The following is a 17079-nucleotide window of genomic DNA, read 5'->3' on the forward strand; positions in this document are numbered from 1 at the left end:
AGGAATCTCAGCATGAAGCGCGCGTCTCTAATAACACTCTTACTCCTTGGTTCGCTCGGCGCTCTTAATTCGGCCATGGCGATGGATTATCCGTTACCGCCCGCAGGCAGCCGTCTGATTGGGCAAAATCAAACTTACACAATACAGGAAGGGGACACTAAACTGCAGACCATCGCGCGTCGGTTTAATACTGCGGCGCAGTTGATCCTCGAGACCAATAATACCATTGCGCCGGTGAACCCCGCGCCGGGAACGGTTATTACCATCCCATCCCAGATGCTGCTTCCGGACACGCCACGCGAAGGTATTGTGGTGAACCTGGCCGAGCTACGGCTTTACTACTTCCCGCCGGGCGGCAATATTGTCCAGGTCTTCCCGTTGGGGATTGGACAGCTGGGGCTGGAAACGCCGGTCACGACCACCCGCGTGAGCCAGAAAATCCCTAATCCAACCTGGACCCCGACGCCGGGCATCCGGGCGCGTTCACTGGAGCAGGGCATTAAATTACCGCCGGTAGTACCCGCCGGGCCAAATAACCCGCTGGGGCGCTTTGCACTGCGTTTAGGCGTGGGCAATGGGGAATATCTCATCCACGGCACCAGTGCGCCGGACAGCGTTGGCCTGCGGGTCAGCTCCGGCTGTATGCGCATGAACGCGCCGGATATTAAAGCCCTGTTCGAACAGGTGCGTGTCGGTACCCGGGTGCAGATTATCAATGAGCCGGTGAAGTTCTCCGTTGAGCCGGACGGCAAACGCTACATTGAAGTGCATCGCCCGCTGGCACAGGTTGAGGGGGAAAACCCGCAGGTAACGCCGATTACCCATTCCGCTGATTTCGCCTCATTTGTTTCTCAGGCGGGGAGTGATAAAGCGCTTATTGATAAAGCCTTGTCGCGCCGGGCAGGGATCCCGGTTGCCGTGTCGGCCAGTAACGGCCCGTCAGCCAGCAACAGCGTGCAGTCCGTGCAGAACAGTCGGGTGTCTGCTGCGGTAATGGAAGATGACGGAGAGAAGGTGACGCAGTAGGGGTTTGACGCAGACAAAAAAAATGGCGCACAATGTGCGCCATTTTATTAACAGGTACTATTACTTACGGTATTTAGTAGCCTGGTTGTCCAGACGCTGGTTAGCGCGAGCTGCGTCGTCTTTAGCAGCCTGAACGTCGGAACGCATTGCGTTCACGTCGTTGCTCAGCTGGTCAACTTTAGCGTTCAGAGTCTGAACGTCAGAAGACAGCTGATCGATTTTAGCGTTGCTGGAGCAACCTGCCAGCAGAGTAGAACCCAGGATTACCGCGCCCAGTACCAGTTTAGTACGATTCATTATTAATACCCTCTAGATTGAGTTAATCTCCATGTAGCGTTACAAGTATTACACAAACTTTTTTGGGTTGAGAATATTTTTTTGATGGGAATACGCCTATTTTTGATCGTTCGCTCAAAGAAGCAACGAATTCGGCGTTTTTGTCGAAAAAGCTATGTTAAAAAAGGCATTTTTCATCGGATTCATCTTAGATAAATCGCGATTAAATAGAAAAACCCGATTTGCTTTTTGAATAGATTTGGCTAATACCACGAATAAAAAAAGCGCCCCGAAGGACGCTTTTTATCAAAAATTAATTTGTTTGTGCATTATTACAGCACGTGAACAGATGCGGTGTTGGTGGTGCCACTTGGTACCAGCGCACCCGATACCATTACCACCACGTCGCCTTTCTGTGCCAGGCCGCTTTCCAGAGCCAGCTCTTTACCCTGAATGTAGAAATCGTCGGTAGAGGCGATCTCTTTCACCAGGTGTGCTACAACACCTTTGCTCAGCACCAGCTGACGCGCAGTGGTTTCATTGGTGGTCAGCGCCAGGATAGTCGCATCCGGGAAGTATTTACGCACTGCACGAGCAGATTTACCGCCCTGGGTGGCAACCACGATCAGTGGCGCTTCCAGTTTCTCAGCCGTTTCTACCGCACCGCGGCATACCGCTTCAGTGATGCGCAGTTTGCGGCTGTCGTTGTTGAAGTCCAGACGGCTGGTCATCACGCGGTCAGTACGTTCGCAGATGGTGGCCATGATGGACACTGCTTCCAGCGGATATTTACCTTTCGCGGATTCGCCAGACAGCATGACAGCATCAGTACCGTCGAGGATGGCGTTCGCCACGTCGCCAGCTTCTGCGCGGGTTGGACGTGGGTTTTTGATCATGGAGTCCAGCATCTGGGTGGCAGTAATAACCACTTTACGCGCGCGAACACACTTCTCGATCATCATCTTCTGCGCGAAGATCACTTCTTCAACCGGGATTTCAACACCCAGGTCACCACGCGCAACCATGATGCCGTCAGACGCTTCGAGGATTTCGTCGAAGTTGTTCAGGCCTTCCTGGTTTTCGATTTTGGAGATGATCTGGATCTTCTCACCGCCGTGCGCTTTCAGGTGCTCACGGATTTCAACCACGTCGGAACGCTTACGGATGAAGGAGGCTGCAACGAAATCAACGCCTTGCTCGCAACCGAAGATCAGGTCTTGCTTGTCTTTTTCAGCCAGGGCTGGCAGCGCGATAGAAACGCCTGGCAGGTTAACGCCTTTGTTTTCACCCAGGTCGCCGTTGTTCAGCACTTTACAGATGACTTTGTTGCCTTCGATCGCGGTCACTTCCATCCCGATCAGACCATCGTCTACCAGCACGGTGTTACCCACGGACAGATCGCTGGTGAAACCTTCATAGGTCACCGCAACGATTTCGCTGTTACCGACCACAGACTTGTCAGTGGTGAAGGTGAAGGTCTGGCCCGCTTTCAGAGAGACGTCGTTACCGCCTTCCAGTTTGATGGTGCGGATTTCAGGACCTTTGGTATCCAGCAGGATGGCGGCTTTTTTACCGGTCTTGCTCATGACGTTGCGCAAGTTCTGGATACGCTGACCATGTTCAGCGTAGTCACCGTGAGAGAAGTTCAGACGCATAACGTTCATGCCGGCGTCCAGCATTTTGGTCAGCATCTCTTCAGATTCGGTTTTCGGGCCGATGGTACAAACAATTTTCGTCTTTTTCATGACAGTCTTAGTCTTTAAGTTGGGAAGGATATGGAAATCTCGCTCCGGGGGCGCACCGCCGCGGAGTCAAACCTGTGTTGCAAAAGAGTATATGACACGCACTAAGGATAGGAGACATCAAATGAGCGTGCAGAAGAAAGTGTGCCTGAGTGTCAGCCCAACGAAGGAGAGGAGAAGTTGTACGTTGTTTTTTGTATTCCAAGCGCTGAAACCATTCACCAGGGATTAGGCGCGCATTATACGCTGATTTTAGGATAAAAGGAAAATGAAAACAGCGTTTCAAAAATAATCTATGCAGTTTCACATAATATTGTTATCAAGGCGTTAAGGCATAATGACAACTTATGACGGCAGGCGGGTAACCTGCCGTATTTTGCTTAATTTTTCAGCGCCTGACTCAGGTCGGCAATCAGGTCTTTCGTATCTTCGATCCCTACAGACAGGCGGATCAGTTGCGGCACAATGCCGTTGGCCAGACGCTGCTCAAGCGGGATCGAGGCGTGGGTCATGCTGTAGGGCTGACTCACCAGGCTTTCCACACCGCCGAGACTTTCTGCGAGGGTGAACAGCTTCAGGTTGCGGATCACCTCCGTCGCACGTTGCGCATCGCCTTTTACCACGACGGAAATCATCCCGCCCGGCAGCGCCATTTGCGTGCGGGCAAGCTGATATTGCGGGTGCGACTCCAGCCCCGGGTAGAACACGTTGTCAACCTGCGGCTGCTGCTCAAGCCATTGCGCAATCGCCAGCGCGTTGGTGCTGTGCTTTTCAACTCGCAGTGCCAGTGTCCGGATCCCGCGCAGCGTCAGGAAGCTGCTGAACGGATCCAGGACGCCGCCGACGGCGTTTTGCAGATACCCCAACCGTTCTGCCAGCGCCGGGTTATCCCCCACGACCGCCAGACCAGCAACCACGTCGGAATGGCCGTTCAGGTATTTGGTGGCGGAATGCACCACGATATCGAAACCCGACTCCAGCGGACGGTGAATGACCGGTGAGGCGAAGGTGTTATCTGCCACGCTGATCACGTTATGACGGCGGGCAATGGCACCGATGGCCGCCAGATCGGCCAGTTTCAGCAACGGGTTGGTCGGCGTCTCCACCCAGACCATGCGCGTTTCAGGTCGAATGGCGGCTTCCAGCGCGGCCAGATCGCCAGGCTTAACCCAGCTGACCTGCAGCCCGGTACTGCGCTTGCGTACGTTTTCAATCAGCCGGTATGTGCCGCCATACACATCATCAATGGCAACGATATGGCTGTCTTTGTCCAGCAGTTCCAGCACGGTGGAAATGGCGGCCAGGCCTGAGGCGAAAGCATAGCCGCGCGAGCCGCCTTCCAGTTCGGCGATGGCGGTTTCCAGCGCATGGCGGGTGGGGTTGCCGCTGCGGGAATATTCGTAGCCGGTATGCTCCCCTGGTGACGGTTGCGCAAACGTCGAGGTGGCGTAAATGGGCGGCATGACCGCCCCGTGTTGATCGTTAAACTCACCGCTGTGTACGCTGAGCGTGGCCAGGTTTTTCATCATCTTTTCCTTTATTGTTGTAGACGGTTGCGCCAGGCGGTGAGGACATCGCTGCGCGTAATCAGACCCAGGAAACGGTCGTTGTCATTGATCACGGCCACCAGACCGCGATCAAAAATGGCATTGAGGGCGCTTTCCGGTGCGTGCTTATCAAGAAACTCCACCTGTCGCGTCATCGCTGCCGTGACGGGAAGGGCAAAGCGATCCCCATCGCCGCCGATATGGCGCAGCAGATCCCACTCGTCGATAATCCCCACCACCTTGCCGTTATCCAGCACCGGCAGTTGCGAGATGTCATACAGACGCATTCGCGCCAGCACGGTGGAGAGCGTGTCATCCGGGGCGGCGGTGACGGTGGCCCCTTCATCGTGGCGCAGCGCAATGTAGTCGGAGAGATCGCCTGCCTGCGGGCGGGACATCAGCCCCTGCTGGCGCATCCAGTCATCGTTGAACATCTTCGAGAGGTATTTGTTGCCACTGTCGCAGGCGAAGGTCACGACGCGTTTCGGCGTGGTCTGTGCCTGGCAATACTTCAGCGCGGCCGCCAGCAGGGTTCCGCTGGAGGAGCCTGCCAGGATACCTTCCGTTTTCAGCAGTTCACGCGCGGTGTTGAATGCTTCCTGGTCGGTGATGCGCCAGGCGCGCTCCACGCCTTCGATGTGAGCCAGCGGCGGAATAAAGTCTTCACCGATCCCTTCAACCAGCCATGAACCGGCATCGTGGTAGCGCCCGGTTTCGACCTGGTCTGCCAGTACGGAGCCGGCCGGGTCTGCCAGCACAAACTCCGTGTGCGGAGAGTGCTCGGCAAACCAGGCCTGCAGGCCACCCAGCGTACCGCCGGAGCCCACGCCAACCACGATGGCGTCGATGTTGCCGTCGAGCTGCTCAAACAGTTCCGGCGCGGTGGTGGTGCGATGCGCCAGCGGGTTGGCTTCGTTATTGAACTGGTCGATATAAAACGCACCGGGCAGTTCATTAGCCAGACGCTGGGCGTAATCCTGATAATAGGCCGGATGACCTTTATTCACGTCCGAGCGCGTCAGTACTACCTGGGCACCCAGCGCACGCAGGTGGAAAATCTTCTCGCGGCTCATTTTGTCCGGCACCACCAGGATCAGCGAGTAGCCTTTCTGGGCGGCAATCAGGGCCAGGCCGAGACCGGTATTGCCTGCCGTCGCCTCAATTATCGTGCCACCCGGCTGCAGCTTACCGGTACGCTCCGCTTCATTAATCATCGACAGCGCCACGCGGTCTTTAATGGATCCACCCGGATTCTGGTTCTCCAGTTTCAAAAACAGCGAGCAGGGGCCGGTATCGAGTTTATGCAGCTGGATAAGCGGTGTACGGCCAATCAGTTCAGTGACGGAGTGATAAATCGTCATGGTTTTGTCCTTTCAGGAGATTATGACGGGATGATAGGGCGATGAAATTTTCTCAAGAAAGAACGAATCTCTGCTTTTTAGAACAGAAAAGAATATAAATGATGTTTTTGGATGTCAGGACAGCAAGACGTAAAGTGCTCTGGATGTGAGGATGGCTATATCAACAGAAAATGCTGAAAAAATGACCGTTTTTCTCGTCTGGTGTCTGTCAGATATGCATCTGGCAGATAATCATTGCTGAAATTGGTCTAAATGGTTCCTACCCGCTGAATCCGCCGCTTATTTCTTCAGGTTATAACACATTCTTTTTTGTTCATTTAAAAGCTGATAACGGCTGTTTACTATCATTTTGGACATCCATACTGCTAAACCGCTATGCGCGGACGGATAATGAATAAGAATGATTGTTCTCAGTAATATTTCGAAGGTTTTTGACAACGGAAAGGTGGCGCTCACGGCCGTTGATAACGTCAATTTGACGATCGAACAGGGGCAAATATACGGCATTATTGGTTACAGCGGCGCGGGGAAAAGTACCCTGATCCGCCTGTTGAATGGCCTGGAAAAACCGAGCAGCGGCAGCGTGACCATCAACGGGCAGGACATTTCTGCCGCAAAAGGGGAAGCACTGCGTCAGGCGCGGCTGAAGATCAGCATGGTGTTCCAGCATTTCAACCTGCTGTGGTCACGTACGGTAACGGAAAACATCGCCTTCTCAATGCAGATAGCCGGAGTGCCAAAAGCCAGGATTCAGACTCGCGTGGCCGAGCTGGTGGAACTGGTCGGGCTGAAAGGCCGTGAAAATGCGTATCCGTCGCAGCTGAGCGGCGGGCAAAAGCAGCGCGTGGGCATTGCGCGTGCGCTGGCGAACAACCCGGACGTGCTGCTCTGTGACGAAGCCACCTCCGCACTCGATCCCCAGACGACCGATCAGATCCTCGATCTGCTGCTGGACATCAACCGTCGTTTCAAACTCACCATTGTGCTGATCACCCATGAAATGCACGTGGTGCGCAAAATCTGCGATCGCGTGGCGGTGATGGAGAGTGGCAAAGTGGTGGAAGAGGGCGACGTGCTGAGCGTCTTTACTCACCCTCAACAGCCGATCACCCGGCAGTTTGTCCGTCAGGTGAGCCAGTATACCGAGGAAGAGACCTTCAATACCGAGCTGGCAGCCGACCTGGAAGGCACGGTCATCCGTCTGACCTTCACCGGACACAGCACGCACAAACCGATTGTGGGTGAACTGACGCTGCGCTACGGCCTGCCGTTTAACATTCTGCACGGAAAAATGACCCAGACGGCGCACGGCGTTTTTGGCCAGCTGTGGGTACACGTGGTGGCATCTGATGAACAACTGAACAATATCCTCGCCGACTTGAAGCACAGCGATATTGAAGGCGAGGTGATTAAACATGGCTGATACCCTCTTTCCGCACCTGAAATGGGATCAACTCTGGGCGGCAACGCTCGAGACGCTGTACATGACTGCGCTTTCTGGCGTGGCAACCTTTGTACTGGGGATTGTGCTGGGTCTGGCGCTGTTTTTAACCGCGCGTGGTGGGTTGTTCCACAACCGTACGGTCTACAGCGTGATTTCGATTGTGGTGAACGTGTTTCGTTCTATCCCGTTCATCATTCTGATTGTCCTGCTGATCCCGTTCACCAAGACCATCGTCGGCACCATTCTGGGGGCCAACGCGGCACTGCCGGCGCTGATTGTTGGCGCGGCACCGTTCTACGCGCGTCTGGTAGAGATTGCCCTGCGCGAAGTGGACAAAGGGGTGATTGAAGCGACGCGCTCGATGGGCGCGCGACTGAGCACCTTAGTTTTTCGGGTTTTACTGCCAGAATCATCACCTGCACTGGTGTCCGGTATTACGGTGACGCTGATTGCGCTGGTGAGCTACAGCGCAATGGCCGGGGTGATTGGCGCAGGCGGTTTGGGAAATCTGGCTTATCTGGAAGGATTCCAGCGCAACCATGGTGACGTCACGCTGGTGGCAACGGTGACCATTTTGATCATCGTTTTCATTATTCAGTTCTGCGGCGACATCATCACTTCACTGTTAGATAAACGCTAATAAATACACACAGGAACCATCATCATGAAAAAGACACTGACACTGATCGCCGCTGCAACCCTGAGCGCCCTGAGCTTTGCCGCGTGGGCTGACACCCTGACCGTGGGCGCGTCCAATACGCCACACGCTGAAATTCTGGAGCAGGCGAAGCCGATTCTGGCAAAGCAGGGTATCGATCTGGAGATTAAACCCTTCCAGGACTACATTCTGCCCAACACCGCGCTGGCAGGTCATGACATTGACGCTAACTACTTCCAGCACATTCCTTACCTGAACAGCGTGCTGAAAGATCACGCGGGTGATAAGGATTATGATTTTGTCAGTGCCGGCGCGATCCATATTGAGCCAATTGGAATCTACTCTAAAAAATACAAGTCGCTGAAAGACCTGCCGGAAGGCGGCAAAATCATCATGCGTGATGCCGTGTCTGAAGAGGGGCGCATTCTCTCTATCTTCGAAAAAGAGGGGGTGATCAAGCTTAAGCCTGGCGTCGACAAAGTGACCGCGCGTATCAGCGACATCGTGGACAACCCGAAAAAGCTGCAGTTCACGCCTAACGTAGAAGCCTCTCTGCTGCCGCAGATGTACAACAACGATGAAGGGGCTGCGGTAGTGATCAACGCCAACTACGCGATTGATGCGGGTCTGGATCCGGTTCACGACCCGATTGCGGTTGAGAGCGGCGAAAACAACCCGTATGCCAACATCATTACTGTGCATCGTGGCGATGAGAAGAAAAAAGATATCGTCGCGCTGGTGAACGTGCTGCACTCGAAAGAGATTCAGGACTGGATCCGCACCAAGTATAAAGGCGCGGTGATCCCGGTAAATAACTAATCGGTTGATTTAACAGATGAAGCCCGGTGAGTCTCTCGCCGGGCTTCTTTTTTGTATCCGGGCGAGGGATCATTTAAGCTGACGCTTTTGGGCAATGGAGTGGATGACCGTGGGCAATGTGACCAAAGACGAAGCGCTGTACCAGGAGATGTGTCGGGTGGTAGGGAAGGTCGTTCTGGAGATGCGTGACTTAGGGCAGGAGCCGAAGCATATTGTGATTGCCGGGGTACTGCGTACGGCGCTGGCGAACCAGCGCGTAAAACGCAGCGAATTAACCACCCAGGCGATGGAAACGGTGGTTAAAGCGCTGGCCGGCTGATACGCCAGCGCTTTGCCAGCTGCTCAAGAGAACAGCAGAGCAGGTAATAAACGACACCGGTAAAGATAAAAATGGCCGCCGGGTAAATTTGCACCCGGTTGTTCACCTGTCCTGCCACCGTGGTCAGCTCAGGCACGTTCACAATAAAAGCCAGCGAGGTGTCCTTCAGCAGGCTGATAAAAATGCCCACCAGAGACGGCAGAATATTGCGCATTACCTGTGGCAACAGAATGTGCCACAGGGTTTGTTGCGTGCTGAACCCCTGCGTTAATGCCGCTTCGTACTGACCCGATGGCAGCGCATTAATGCCGGCCAGGACGGAGTGCATCACCGATGCGGCCGTAAACCACGCCAGCGCCAGCGTCACGGTGAGCGCGCCAGGGAGGTCGCCACCGGTGATAAGCGGCAACAGATACCACATCCAGAAAATCACAAAGATTAACGGGATCCCCCGGATAAGCTCAGCCCACAGAAACAGCGCCTTGCGTATCACCCCGGAATAGCGCCATGCCAGACAGGCAAGGGCCACCCCGCCCGGCAGCGCGAGGAGCGCCGCGCCTGCGGCCATCAATAAGGAGAGCAGGACCCCGCCGGGCACACCGGCAGCGGCGCGTCCCCACAGCAGATAATCCAGGTTATCGGTAATGACATTAAGTCCGGCAATCATGTTTTTCACTCCCTGTGAGTATTGTCTGCTGGCGTTGACGTTTTGCGGCGGGACCGAGCCGCACCAGCACCACGCCCATCACCACACCGGTGAACAGATAGAGCAGGGTGCCTACGGTAAACGCCTCCAGCGCGTGCGCGTTAAAGCTCTCAATCTGCCGGATCTGGCAGGTCAGTTCGGCAAAACCAATACCGCTGGCAAGCGAGGAGAGTTTCATCAGATTAAGGTACTGCCCCACAACGGGCTGCCAGGCGTTCGCCAGCCCCTGCGGCAGCAGGATGTAACGAAACAGACGCCACGCGGAGAATCCCTGGGAGAGCGCCGCCTCCCGTTGCCCGCCCGGAACTGAACGTAATCCGGAAGCCACTTCTTCAATGAGAAAAGCCGAGGTAAACACGCCCAGTCCCCAGGCCGAGCATAAAAACTCGGGTGTGAACCACCAGACATCACCGGGAAGAATGGACCAGCGGTGATCTGCATTCACTGTATCCCGGAATGCCTGCGGCAGACCGTTCCAGGCGGCAAAATACCAGAACAGCAGCTGTACCAGCAGCGGGGTATTGCGAAAAAGCGACACCCAGGCATTGACCACCGCGTTGCCGGGGCGCCCACCGGAAAGACGCAGGAGCAGAAAAAGTAGCGCAAGCAGGCTTGCCAGTATCGCCCCGGCGAGCGTCACCCACAGGGTGGTGAGATAACCGGAAATAATCCATTGCAGGGGCTGTCCGGTCAGCACCCCCTGCCAGTCGAGCGCGGGCATTACAACGGCTCCTGATGCAGCGGGTTCAACACCTTTTGCAGAAAACGCTGCGCACGCGGGTGCGACGGATGGCGGAAGAATTGTTCCGGCGGCGCGGTTTCCAGTATCTGTCCGCCATCGATAAAGACAATCCGGTCGGCAATGTCACGGGCAAACTGCATCTCGTGCGTGACCACAATCATGGTGATCCCGCTGTGAGCCAGCGATCTCATGACCAGTAACACTTCGCCAATCATTTCAGGGTCGAGCGCGGAGGTCGGCTCGTCGAAGAGAATAATTTGCGGCGATGAGGCCAGCGCACGGGCAATCGCCACCCGCTGCTGTTGGCCGCCGGAAAGTTCCGCAGGGAAATGGTGTGCCTTGTCCAGCATGCCTACGTTTTCCAGCAACGTCAGGGCACGTTCTTGTGCGGGCAGGGGCTTCCAGCCGTGAACATGCTCCAGTGCCAGGGTGATATTCTGACTGGCGGTGAGATGGGCATAGAGATTAAATTGCTGGAACACAAACCCGACGCGGCTACGTAACTGGCGCAGCGCGGGGCCGGAAAGTCGCCCGGTGGGTTTGTTGTCGACCAGGATCTCACCGCCGCTTAACGTCTCAAGCTGGTTAATAAGGCGGATCAGCGTAGATTTACCCGAACCCGAAGGGCCGAGGATAGCCACCACTTCCCCAGGCGTAATGGTAAGGTTAATACCGTTTAAAACCGGATGGTTACCGTAATGTTTGTCGACGTTGCGAAACTCGACACTGGCCTGTTCCAGATGTGAAAAATCCGCGGAGCCTGCCGCGGAGTGTGAAAATAAACCTGAAAGCATCTTACTTAGCTTCTATTGTAAAGGCGCGTGGCTGTGGAGACGGGGTGTCTGGACCAAACCAGACATCGTAGATTTTTGCTGCCTGGCCGTTTTTCTCCAGGTTCACCAGCTCATCATTGACGGCTTTCAGCAGTGCCGCTTCACCTTTTTTGACCCCCACACCAATCTCTTCTTTGCTGAGCAGATCGGGCAGAATTTTGAAATTCGCTTTATCCGGGGCTTGCGCCAGCAGGCCGGCCAGAATGGTGCTGTCTTGGGTGATCGCCTGCACGTTGCCATTGCGAAGCGCCGTCAGCGCCAGCGGAATATCGTCGTAGGAGAGCACGCGGGATTGCGGGAACCGCTGGTGCAGCGCCTGTTCGCCCGTGGTGCCTTTTACCGCGCCAATGCGTGCATGGCTGTAGGCGTCCAGCTTATCGGCGGATTTTGCCGGGACCAGGAATTGCTGGCCGGTGACAAAATACGGTGTAGAGAAATCAATCACCTGCGCCCGCTCCGGGGTGATGGTGATATCCGCCACAATTAAATCCGCTTTACCGGACTGGAGCAGTGGAATGCGGTTCGCCGGGTTAGTGGCCACCAGTTCCAGCTTCACGCCCAGCGATTTTGCCAACGCTCTGGCAAAGTCCACGTCGTAGCCCACGATGTCATGCGTTTTGGCATCGACGGAACCAAACGGTGGGTTGGCATCAAAGGTCGCCACTTTCACCACCCCTGCGGCTTTAATATCCGCCAGTTGATCTGCCTGAACCTGTGCAGAAAGCAGGCCACCTGTTGCCAGTAAACCCAGCGCAACCATTCGTTTTTTGAACCCTTTTCTGTTTGCTGCCATAGTCATACGTCATCCCGTCGTTTTTGTTTTGTCCCGTTACGCTCCCATAAGCGAAAGCTATCGCCAAATAAGAAATCGTTCTTTGCTATAAACAAAAAAGCATTAGTTAACAGTGTGTTACGTGGTGGTAACACATTCTGGCGGCATTTGCAGATCCTGCATATCAACAGTGGATATTGGTATTTCACCTGTGCGGAGTTTGGGTGTTTAACTGAGGGCAGGTAAAGCGAGAGGAGTCTGACGATGAAAAAGTGGATAAGCACGTTACGGCGGTTTTTTGCGACCCGACCCGTGAATGCGGAGAACAGCGCGCAACGTGTTCTTGAGTCGATACTGCCTGTCGCCAGCCTGTATGGCGTGGACGTGGCCAACATTGACCCGGAGTGGTTCCATGATAAAACGTCACGCTGAACTGCGCCGCACGCGCGAAATGTACTGGAACGAGCTGTGCTAAATTTTGTTCTGACGCCGGTTAGCTGTTAAGGTCAACAGGATGTTGAGCCTGGTCAGTAAATGGAATGAAGAACCCTATTTTCAAACGTGGCATTGTTGTCTGGACGATAGTCTGCCTCATCAGCGGCGTGTTGCTCTACGCCGAACAGATTCGCCGTCAGTTCTGGGAACGAGACCGTGAGTTCTCGGCGTTATTCTCCGAATTAAGCGCGGTCCTGACGCAAAATGAATCGGTTTTACCGCTCCTGAATGGCGATGAAGATATCGCCGCCCTACGCAAAAAATTCCCCCATCTCCTCGCTCTGGAAAAAACGACGGGACGCCCACTGGATGCGGCGCGGGTGGAGCCTGCCCACGAGATGCAGTACTGGCTTTATAACCCCTGGCGTCAGATCCGCGTGCGGGTGGACCTCGGCCCGATTCTGAATGCACATCATCCCTTTACCCACCTTGGGATCCGCTTTATCCCGACAGGCGACGAACCGGCGTCTGAGGCATTCTGGCACTGGCAACGCACCTTCCCGCAGCATACTCAACCTTTTACGCTGGAAGCGGATTCTCGTCCGGACTGGTTCGGCGTCAGCTGGTATTTTTATCCCATCCTGTTTATCGGCTGGGGGATCGTGATTGCGGTGGCGAGCGTGGTGCTCTGGCAGCGCAGGGCGCGTAAAGATGCTGAACAACGGGCGCGCTATTACCAGCACGCCAGACTCAACACCCTGGGGGAGATCACCGCCGGTATTGTGCATGAAATCAATCAGCCGCTAACCGCCGCGCAGACCTGGATCCAGGGGGCGCAGCGTCAGTTGCAGCCGGAAAATGGGCAGGCGGTGTCGCAGGCGCTGGCGGCTGCGCTGACGCAAATGCAGCGCATTAGCGCCTTGTTAACCCGATTTCGCGAACACGTCGTGCAGGAGAAAGTGACCCTGCGGGAAACCGACCTGGTGCAGTGCTGGCTGCAGGTGGTGAACTTACTTGAGCATGAGCGCAGGGCTGAACATATCTCGGTCAGCCATGCGTTTGCTCCCGGGGCCACCACCGTGCTGGCCGACCCTCTCTGGCTGGAGCAGGTGCTGCATAACCTGCTCAGCAATGCGATTCAGGCCCAACAGGCCAGTTCAGCCGGCTGGGTAAAGATAGAGAGTCAGAAAAACGAGAGGGGTATTCAGATAACCGTGACTGACGGCGGTCCTGGCTTTAGCCCGGAGGCGTTACAGAATGCCTTTATGCCATTTTACAGTGGCAGAGAGGTGGGCATTGGTCTGGGGATGACCCTAACGGAATCATTAATGACGCGTATGAATGGATCGATTACGCTGGATAATGCGCCGCAGGGCGGGGCACAGATCCGATTACAACTGGCGAACGGAAAGGAGGCGACGGTTGGATAACACAATCTGGCTGATAGACGATGATGAGTCTATAAGAGAGTCCATGGCGTTTTTGCTGTCGGGCATGGGCTGGCCGGTAAGAACGTTTGAAAGTGTTGATGCCTTTACCGCGGCCCATTCCCGGGAAACCGCGCTGGTAGGCTGTATGCTGCTGGATATGCGGATGCCAGGAAAAGGTGGACTCACCTGGTTAGAGGAGGGCAAATGGCCCTGGCCTCTGTTGCCGGTGATTATCATGACCGGGCACGGTACCGTTGATGCCTGCCGTCGGGCATTTCGTAACGGCGTGTTTGAGTTTTTCACCAAGCCGCTGGATGCCGACAAGCTTATCGAAACGGTGGGTCTGGCCTTTGAGGAGAGTCAGCGTCGCTTTGCCGACTGGCAGGAAACCTCGCGGGCCAAAGCGCGTTTCGCGCAATTGACCGCGCGGGAACATGAAGTGCTGGGGGAGTTGATGCAAGGGCTCAGTAACAAAGAGGTGGCTGCCCGGCTGAACCTCTCGCCACGAACGGTGGAAGCGCACCGCGCGGCGGCATTTACCAAGCTTGGCGTCAGCAGCCTGGTCCAGGCAATACGCGAATACGATAAATTGCAATCCGTATAACTACCAGGTTGAGTGCGTATTCAACCGAATTATGTTTCATCGCACGTCGGGGTAATCTTTGCCACGTATCCCAACACGCGAGGAAGTGCGATGAAAAAATTAATGATGGTTGCGGCACTGGCCGCGGGTAGTGTAAGTCTGGCCGCTCAGGCTGATACGTTGAACCAAAAGAATCTCTCGCTGGCGCAGGCGAATGCGCTGGCAACGTCCGCCATTCAGGCGTGCACGGCAAAAAATTATCAGGTGGCGGTCACCGTGGTTGACCGCGCGGGCGTGGTGAAAGCCGTACAACGGACCGACAATGCCGGTCCTCACACGGTCAAAGCCAGTGAAATGAAAGCCTGGACGGCGCTCAGCGCAAAAAATGCGTCAGGCAAAGTGATGGAAGTGGCGCAGAGCAATGCCGGCGCGCAAAACATGCGTGACATCCCTGGCTTCCTGCTGCTGGCGGGCGGCTTGCCGGTAAAAGAGGGCGATGAGGTGATCGGAGCGATTGGTATCGGCGGTGCGCCGGGCGGTCATCTTGATGAAGCCTGCGCGCAGGCAGCCATTGACGGGCTGAAAAAGTAACATAAAAAAAGCACCGGGTTAGCCGGTGCTTTTTCATCAGATTTTGCAGGCATCGCCGCAGTCGTCATCGGCGACAATCGCCTGGGCTTTTTTATCTGCGTCGTCCAGACGTTCCGCATTACGCTCTTCTGCTTCATCCAGTCCGTTAAAGACCAGGTTTTCGAGATCAATTTCCATGTGGCACCTGCTTTGTTCAGTTTTTTGATACTGGCACAGTATAGGGCAAAAAACGCCAGCAATGTACCTCGCAGCACATATGGATAATCCCTGCCATACTCTCTGCTTTATGGATGAGGAATGCCAATGATGACACTCTGCAAAACCTGCGGTACCGCGTATGACGCCGCGCCGCAAATATGCCCGATTTGCGAAGACGAGCGCCAGTATGTTCCACACAGCGGCCAGGCGTGGACAGACTTTGCTACCGTGACATCCACGCACAGCAACAAATGGCAGCAGCTGGAGCCACAGCTGTTCAGTATCAAAACGGTTCCCGCCTTTGCGATCAACCAGCGCGCGCTGTTGTTGCGTACCCCGCACGGTAATATTCTCTGGGACTGTATTGCAAACCTCGACCTGGCAACCAAAACGCTTATCACCGCGCTCGGCGGCATCAGCGCGATTGCGATTTCGCACCCGCACTATTACACCACCATGCAGGTATGGGCTGCGGCATTTGATGCGCCGGTGTACCTGCACGCCAGCGACAGAGAGTGGGTCATGTGCAGCAGTCCGGCCCTTCGCTTCTGGGAAGGGGATGCGCTGGAACTTTTCCCGTCGGTCAGCTTGCTGCGTCTGGGCGGCCATTTTGCGGGCGGCACGGTGCTGCACTGGCAGGAGGGCGATGGTGTATTGCTGGTGGGGGATATTCTTCAGGTTACGCCCGGCAAGGACGCCGTGTCATTCATGTGGAGCTACCCGAATATGCTGCCGCTGCCTGCCCGTACCGTTGCGCGGGTCACCGGTCTGCTGGAGGGCAAAAAATTTGCTCGTCTGTACGGCGCCTTTGAGGGACAAAACATCCCGGCGTACGCGGACGCGATTGTGCAGCGGTCGGGCCAGAAATATATTGCTTGTCTCAGGTAAAGCACGATGGGTAAACTTCACGAGTGTGATCCCGATCATACCTAAACGACAACAGATAAAAGAGAAATTGCTATGCAACATATCATTGAAGGTTTCCTCAACTTTCAAAAAGAGATTTTCCCGCAACGTAAAGAGCTCTTCCGCAGTTTAGCGTCCAGCCAGAATCCCAAAGCGCTGTTCATCTCATGCTCCGACAGCCGTCTGGTACCAGAACTGGTCACTCAGCAAGAGCCAGGACAGCTCTTTGTCATTCGAAATGCTGGCAACATTGTGCCACCGTTTGGACCAGAGCCGGGCGGTGTCTCCGCGACTATCGAATATGCCGTTGTGGCGCTGGGCGTGACGGATATCGTGATTTGCGGTCACTCCAACTGTGGGGCGATGAAGGCGATTGCGGATAACGCGAACCTCGAGCCGATGCCCGCTGTCTCCCACTGGCTGCGCTATTCTGATGCCGCTAAAGCCGTGGTTGAGAAGAAAAGCTGGGATAAGCCCATCGACAAAGTGAACGCGATGGTGCAGGAGAACGTGTTTGCGCAGCTGAGCAACATCAAGACACATCCTTCCGTTGCTGTGGGCCTGCGCAATAACTCTCTTCGCCTGCACGGCTGGGTATATGACATTGAAAGCGGTGAGATCCGTGCGCTGGATAAAGCGACGAAAACGTTCGTCTCCCTGTCTGAAAACCCGGAAGTATTCTTCGAATAAT

The 17079-nt window shown here is 55.1% G+C and carries 21 protein-coding genes; 11 read left to right on the plus strand and 10 right to left on the minus strand.

Going from position 1 to position 17079, the window contains the following annotated elements:
• Positions 1-12 precede the first annotated feature (12 nt).
• Positions 13-1026: a L,D-transpeptidase LdtE gene (ldtE, locus tag ACTJJI_RS05640; protein WP_014831596.1), complete on the plus strand. Its 1014-nt coding sequence runs from the start codon at positions 13-15 to the stop codon at positions 1024-1026.
• A 60-nt stretch (positions 1027-1086) separates the two neighbouring features.
• On the opposite strand, the gene lpp is transcribed toward ldtE, so the two are convergent.
• The 5 genes from lpp to ACTJJI_RS05665 form a co-directional block, all read right to left on the minus strand.
• Complete coding sequence (gene lpp / locus ACTJJI_RS05645) at positions 1087-1323, minus strand: murein lipoprotein Lpp (protein ID WP_001082307.1); 237 nt, start codon at positions 1321-1323, stop codon at positions 1087-1089.
• 311 nt (positions 1324-1634) lie between these two features.
• The gene (gene pykF / locus ACTJJI_RS05650; RefSeq protein ID WP_013096950.1) at positions 1635-3047 is read right to left on the minus strand and encodes a pyruvate kinase PykF; all 1413 of its coding nucleotides are present in this window, start codon (positions 3045-3047) and stop codon (positions 1635-1637) included.
• Between the two features lie 7 nt (positions 3048-3054).
• Positions 3055-3351 carry a protein YnhH gene (ynhH, locus tag ACTJJI_RS05655; RefSeq protein ID WP_420795139.1) on the minus strand — a complete coding sequence of 99 codons (297 nt, stop codon included), beginning with the start codon at positions 3349-3351 and terminating at the stop codon, positions 3055-3057.
• Between the two features lie 73 nt (positions 3352-3424).
• On the minus strand, positions 3425-4570 hold the full coding sequence (locus ACTJJI_RS05660) for a trans-sulfuration enzyme family protein (protein WP_063412832.1): 1146 nt from the start codon (positions 4568-4570) through the stop codon (positions 3425-3427).
• 11 nt (positions 4571-4581) lie between these two features.
• Positions 4582-5952, minus strand: a complete 1371-nt coding sequence (locus tag ACTJJI_RS05665; RefSeq protein ID WP_046887887.1) for a pyridoxal-phosphate dependent enzyme — start codon at positions 5950-5952, stop codon at positions 4582-4584.
• Positions 5953-6352: 400 nt separating this feature from the next.
• On the opposite strand from ACTJJI_RS05665, the gene ACTJJI_RS05670 reads away from it, so the two are divergent.
• From ACTJJI_RS05670 to fumD, 4 genes are all read left to right on the plus strand, one after another.
• Positions 6353-7375 (plus strand): methionine ABC transporter ATP-binding protein, encoded by a 1023-nt coding sequence (locus ACTJJI_RS05670; protein WP_440653370.1) that lies wholly within the window; start codon positions 6353-6355, stop codon positions 7373-7375.
• A complete protein-coding gene (locus tag ACTJJI_RS05675) occupies positions 7368-8036 on the plus strand; it encodes a methionine ABC transporter permease (protein WP_014831600.1) in 669 nt (222 codons plus the stop codon). The genes ACTJJI_RS05670 and ACTJJI_RS05675 overlap by 8 nt, the downstream gene beginning before the upstream one ends.
• Before the next feature lie 24 nt (positions 8037-8060).
• Positions 8061-8873: a MetQ/NlpA family ABC transporter substrate-binding protein gene (locus tag ACTJJI_RS05680; protein ID WP_014831601.1), complete on the plus strand. Its 813-nt coding sequence runs from the start codon at positions 8061-8063 to the stop codon at positions 8871-8873.
• A gap of 109 nt (positions 8874-8982) precedes the next feature.
• Positions 8983-9192 (plus strand): fumarate hydratase FumD, encoded by a 210-nt coding sequence (gene fumD / locus ACTJJI_RS05685; protein ID WP_014831602.1) that lies wholly within the window; start codon positions 8983-8985, stop codon positions 9190-9192.
• Here fumD and ACTJJI_RS05690 read toward each other — a convergent pair.
• From ACTJJI_RS05690 to ACTJJI_RS05705, 4 genes are read right to left on the minus strand one after another with little or no spacing between them, the layout of a single operon-like run.
• A complete protein-coding gene (locus ACTJJI_RS05690) occupies positions 9173-9859 on the minus strand; it encodes an amino acid ABC transporter permease (RefSeq protein ID WP_440653373.1) in 687 nt (228 codons plus the stop codon). The two genes, fumD and ACTJJI_RS05690, sit on opposite strands and share 20 nt — an antisense overlap.
• Positions 9843-10619, minus strand: coding sequence for an amino acid ABC transporter permease (locus tag ACTJJI_RS05695; RefSeq protein WP_182381622.1), 777 nt, complete (start codon positions 10617-10619; stop codon positions 9843-9845). The genes ACTJJI_RS05690 and ACTJJI_RS05695 overlap by 17 nt, the downstream gene beginning before the upstream one ends.
• Positions 10619-11434: an amino acid ABC transporter ATP-binding protein gene (locus tag ACTJJI_RS05700; protein ID WP_014831605.1), complete on the minus strand. Its 816-nt coding sequence runs from the start codon at positions 11432-11434 to the stop codon at positions 10619-10621. The genes ACTJJI_RS05695 and ACTJJI_RS05700 overlap by 1 nt, the downstream gene beginning before the upstream one ends.
• Position 11435: 1 nt before the next feature.
• Complete coding sequence (locus ACTJJI_RS05705; RefSeq protein ID WP_170289846.1) at positions 11436-12266, minus strand: ABC transporter substrate-binding protein; 831 nt, start codon at positions 12264-12266, stop codon at positions 11436-11438.
• A gap of 243 nt (positions 12267-12509) precedes the next feature.
• Between ACTJJI_RS05705 and ACTJJI_RS05710 the strand changes: the two genes are divergently transcribed.
• The 4 genes from ACTJJI_RS05710 to ACTJJI_RS05725 all read left to right on the plus strand — a co-directional run bounded on the left by ACTJJI_RS05710 (position 12510) and on the right by ACTJJI_RS05725 (position 15284).
• Positions 12510-12677 (plus strand): hypothetical protein, encoded by a 168-nt coding sequence (locus tag ACTJJI_RS05710; RefSeq protein WP_014831607.1) that lies wholly within the window; start codon positions 12510-12512, stop codon positions 12675-12677.
• Between the two features lie 107 nt (positions 12678-12784).
• A complete protein-coding gene (locus ACTJJI_RS05715; protein WP_083021701.1) occupies positions 12785-14110 on the plus strand; it encodes a sensor histidine kinase in 1326 nt (441 codons plus the stop codon).
• Positions 14103-14714: a response regulator transcription factor gene (locus tag ACTJJI_RS05720; protein WP_047362128.1), complete on the plus strand. Its 612-nt coding sequence runs from the start codon at positions 14103-14105 to the stop codon at positions 14712-14714. Before ACTJJI_RS05715 ends, ACTJJI_RS05720 begins: the two co-directional genes overlap by 8 nt.
• A gap of 90 nt (positions 14715-14804) precedes the next feature.
• Positions 14805-15284 (plus strand): GlcG/HbpS family heme-binding protein, encoded by a 480-nt coding sequence (locus tag ACTJJI_RS05725; protein WP_440653378.1) that lies wholly within the window; start codon positions 14805-14807, stop codon positions 15282-15284.
• Positions 15285-15320: 36 nt separating this feature from the next.
• Here ACTJJI_RS05725 and ACTJJI_RS05730 read toward each other — a convergent pair whose 3' ends face one another.
• Positions 15321-15461: a hypothetical protein gene (locus tag ACTJJI_RS05730; protein ID WP_013096938.1), complete on the minus strand. Its 141-nt coding sequence runs from the start codon at positions 15459-15461 to the stop codon at positions 15321-15323.
• A gap of 126 nt (positions 15462-15587) precedes the next feature.
• On the opposite strand from ACTJJI_RS05730, the gene ACTJJI_RS05735 reads away from it, so the two are divergent.
• Together ACTJJI_RS05735 and ACTJJI_RS05740 are read left to right on the plus strand one after the other, a co-directional pair.
• Positions 15588-16370, plus strand: coding sequence for an MBL fold metallo-hydrolase (locus ACTJJI_RS05735; RefSeq protein ID WP_125365004.1), 783 nt, complete (start codon positions 15588-15590; stop codon positions 16368-16370).
• A 72-nt stretch (positions 16371-16442) separates the two neighbouring features.
• Positions 16443-17078 carry a carbonic anhydrase gene (locus ACTJJI_RS05740; protein WP_014831612.1) on the plus strand — a complete coding sequence of 212 codons (636 nt, stop codon included), beginning with the start codon at positions 16443-16445 and terminating at the stop codon, positions 17076-17078.
• Position 17079 lies beyond the last annotated feature (1 nt).

The organism is Enterobacter sp. 22466, assembly GCF_052044775.1.
GTDB lineage: Bacteria > Pseudomonadota > Gammaproteobacteria > Enterobacterales > Enterobacteriaceae > Enterobacter > Enterobacter dissolvens.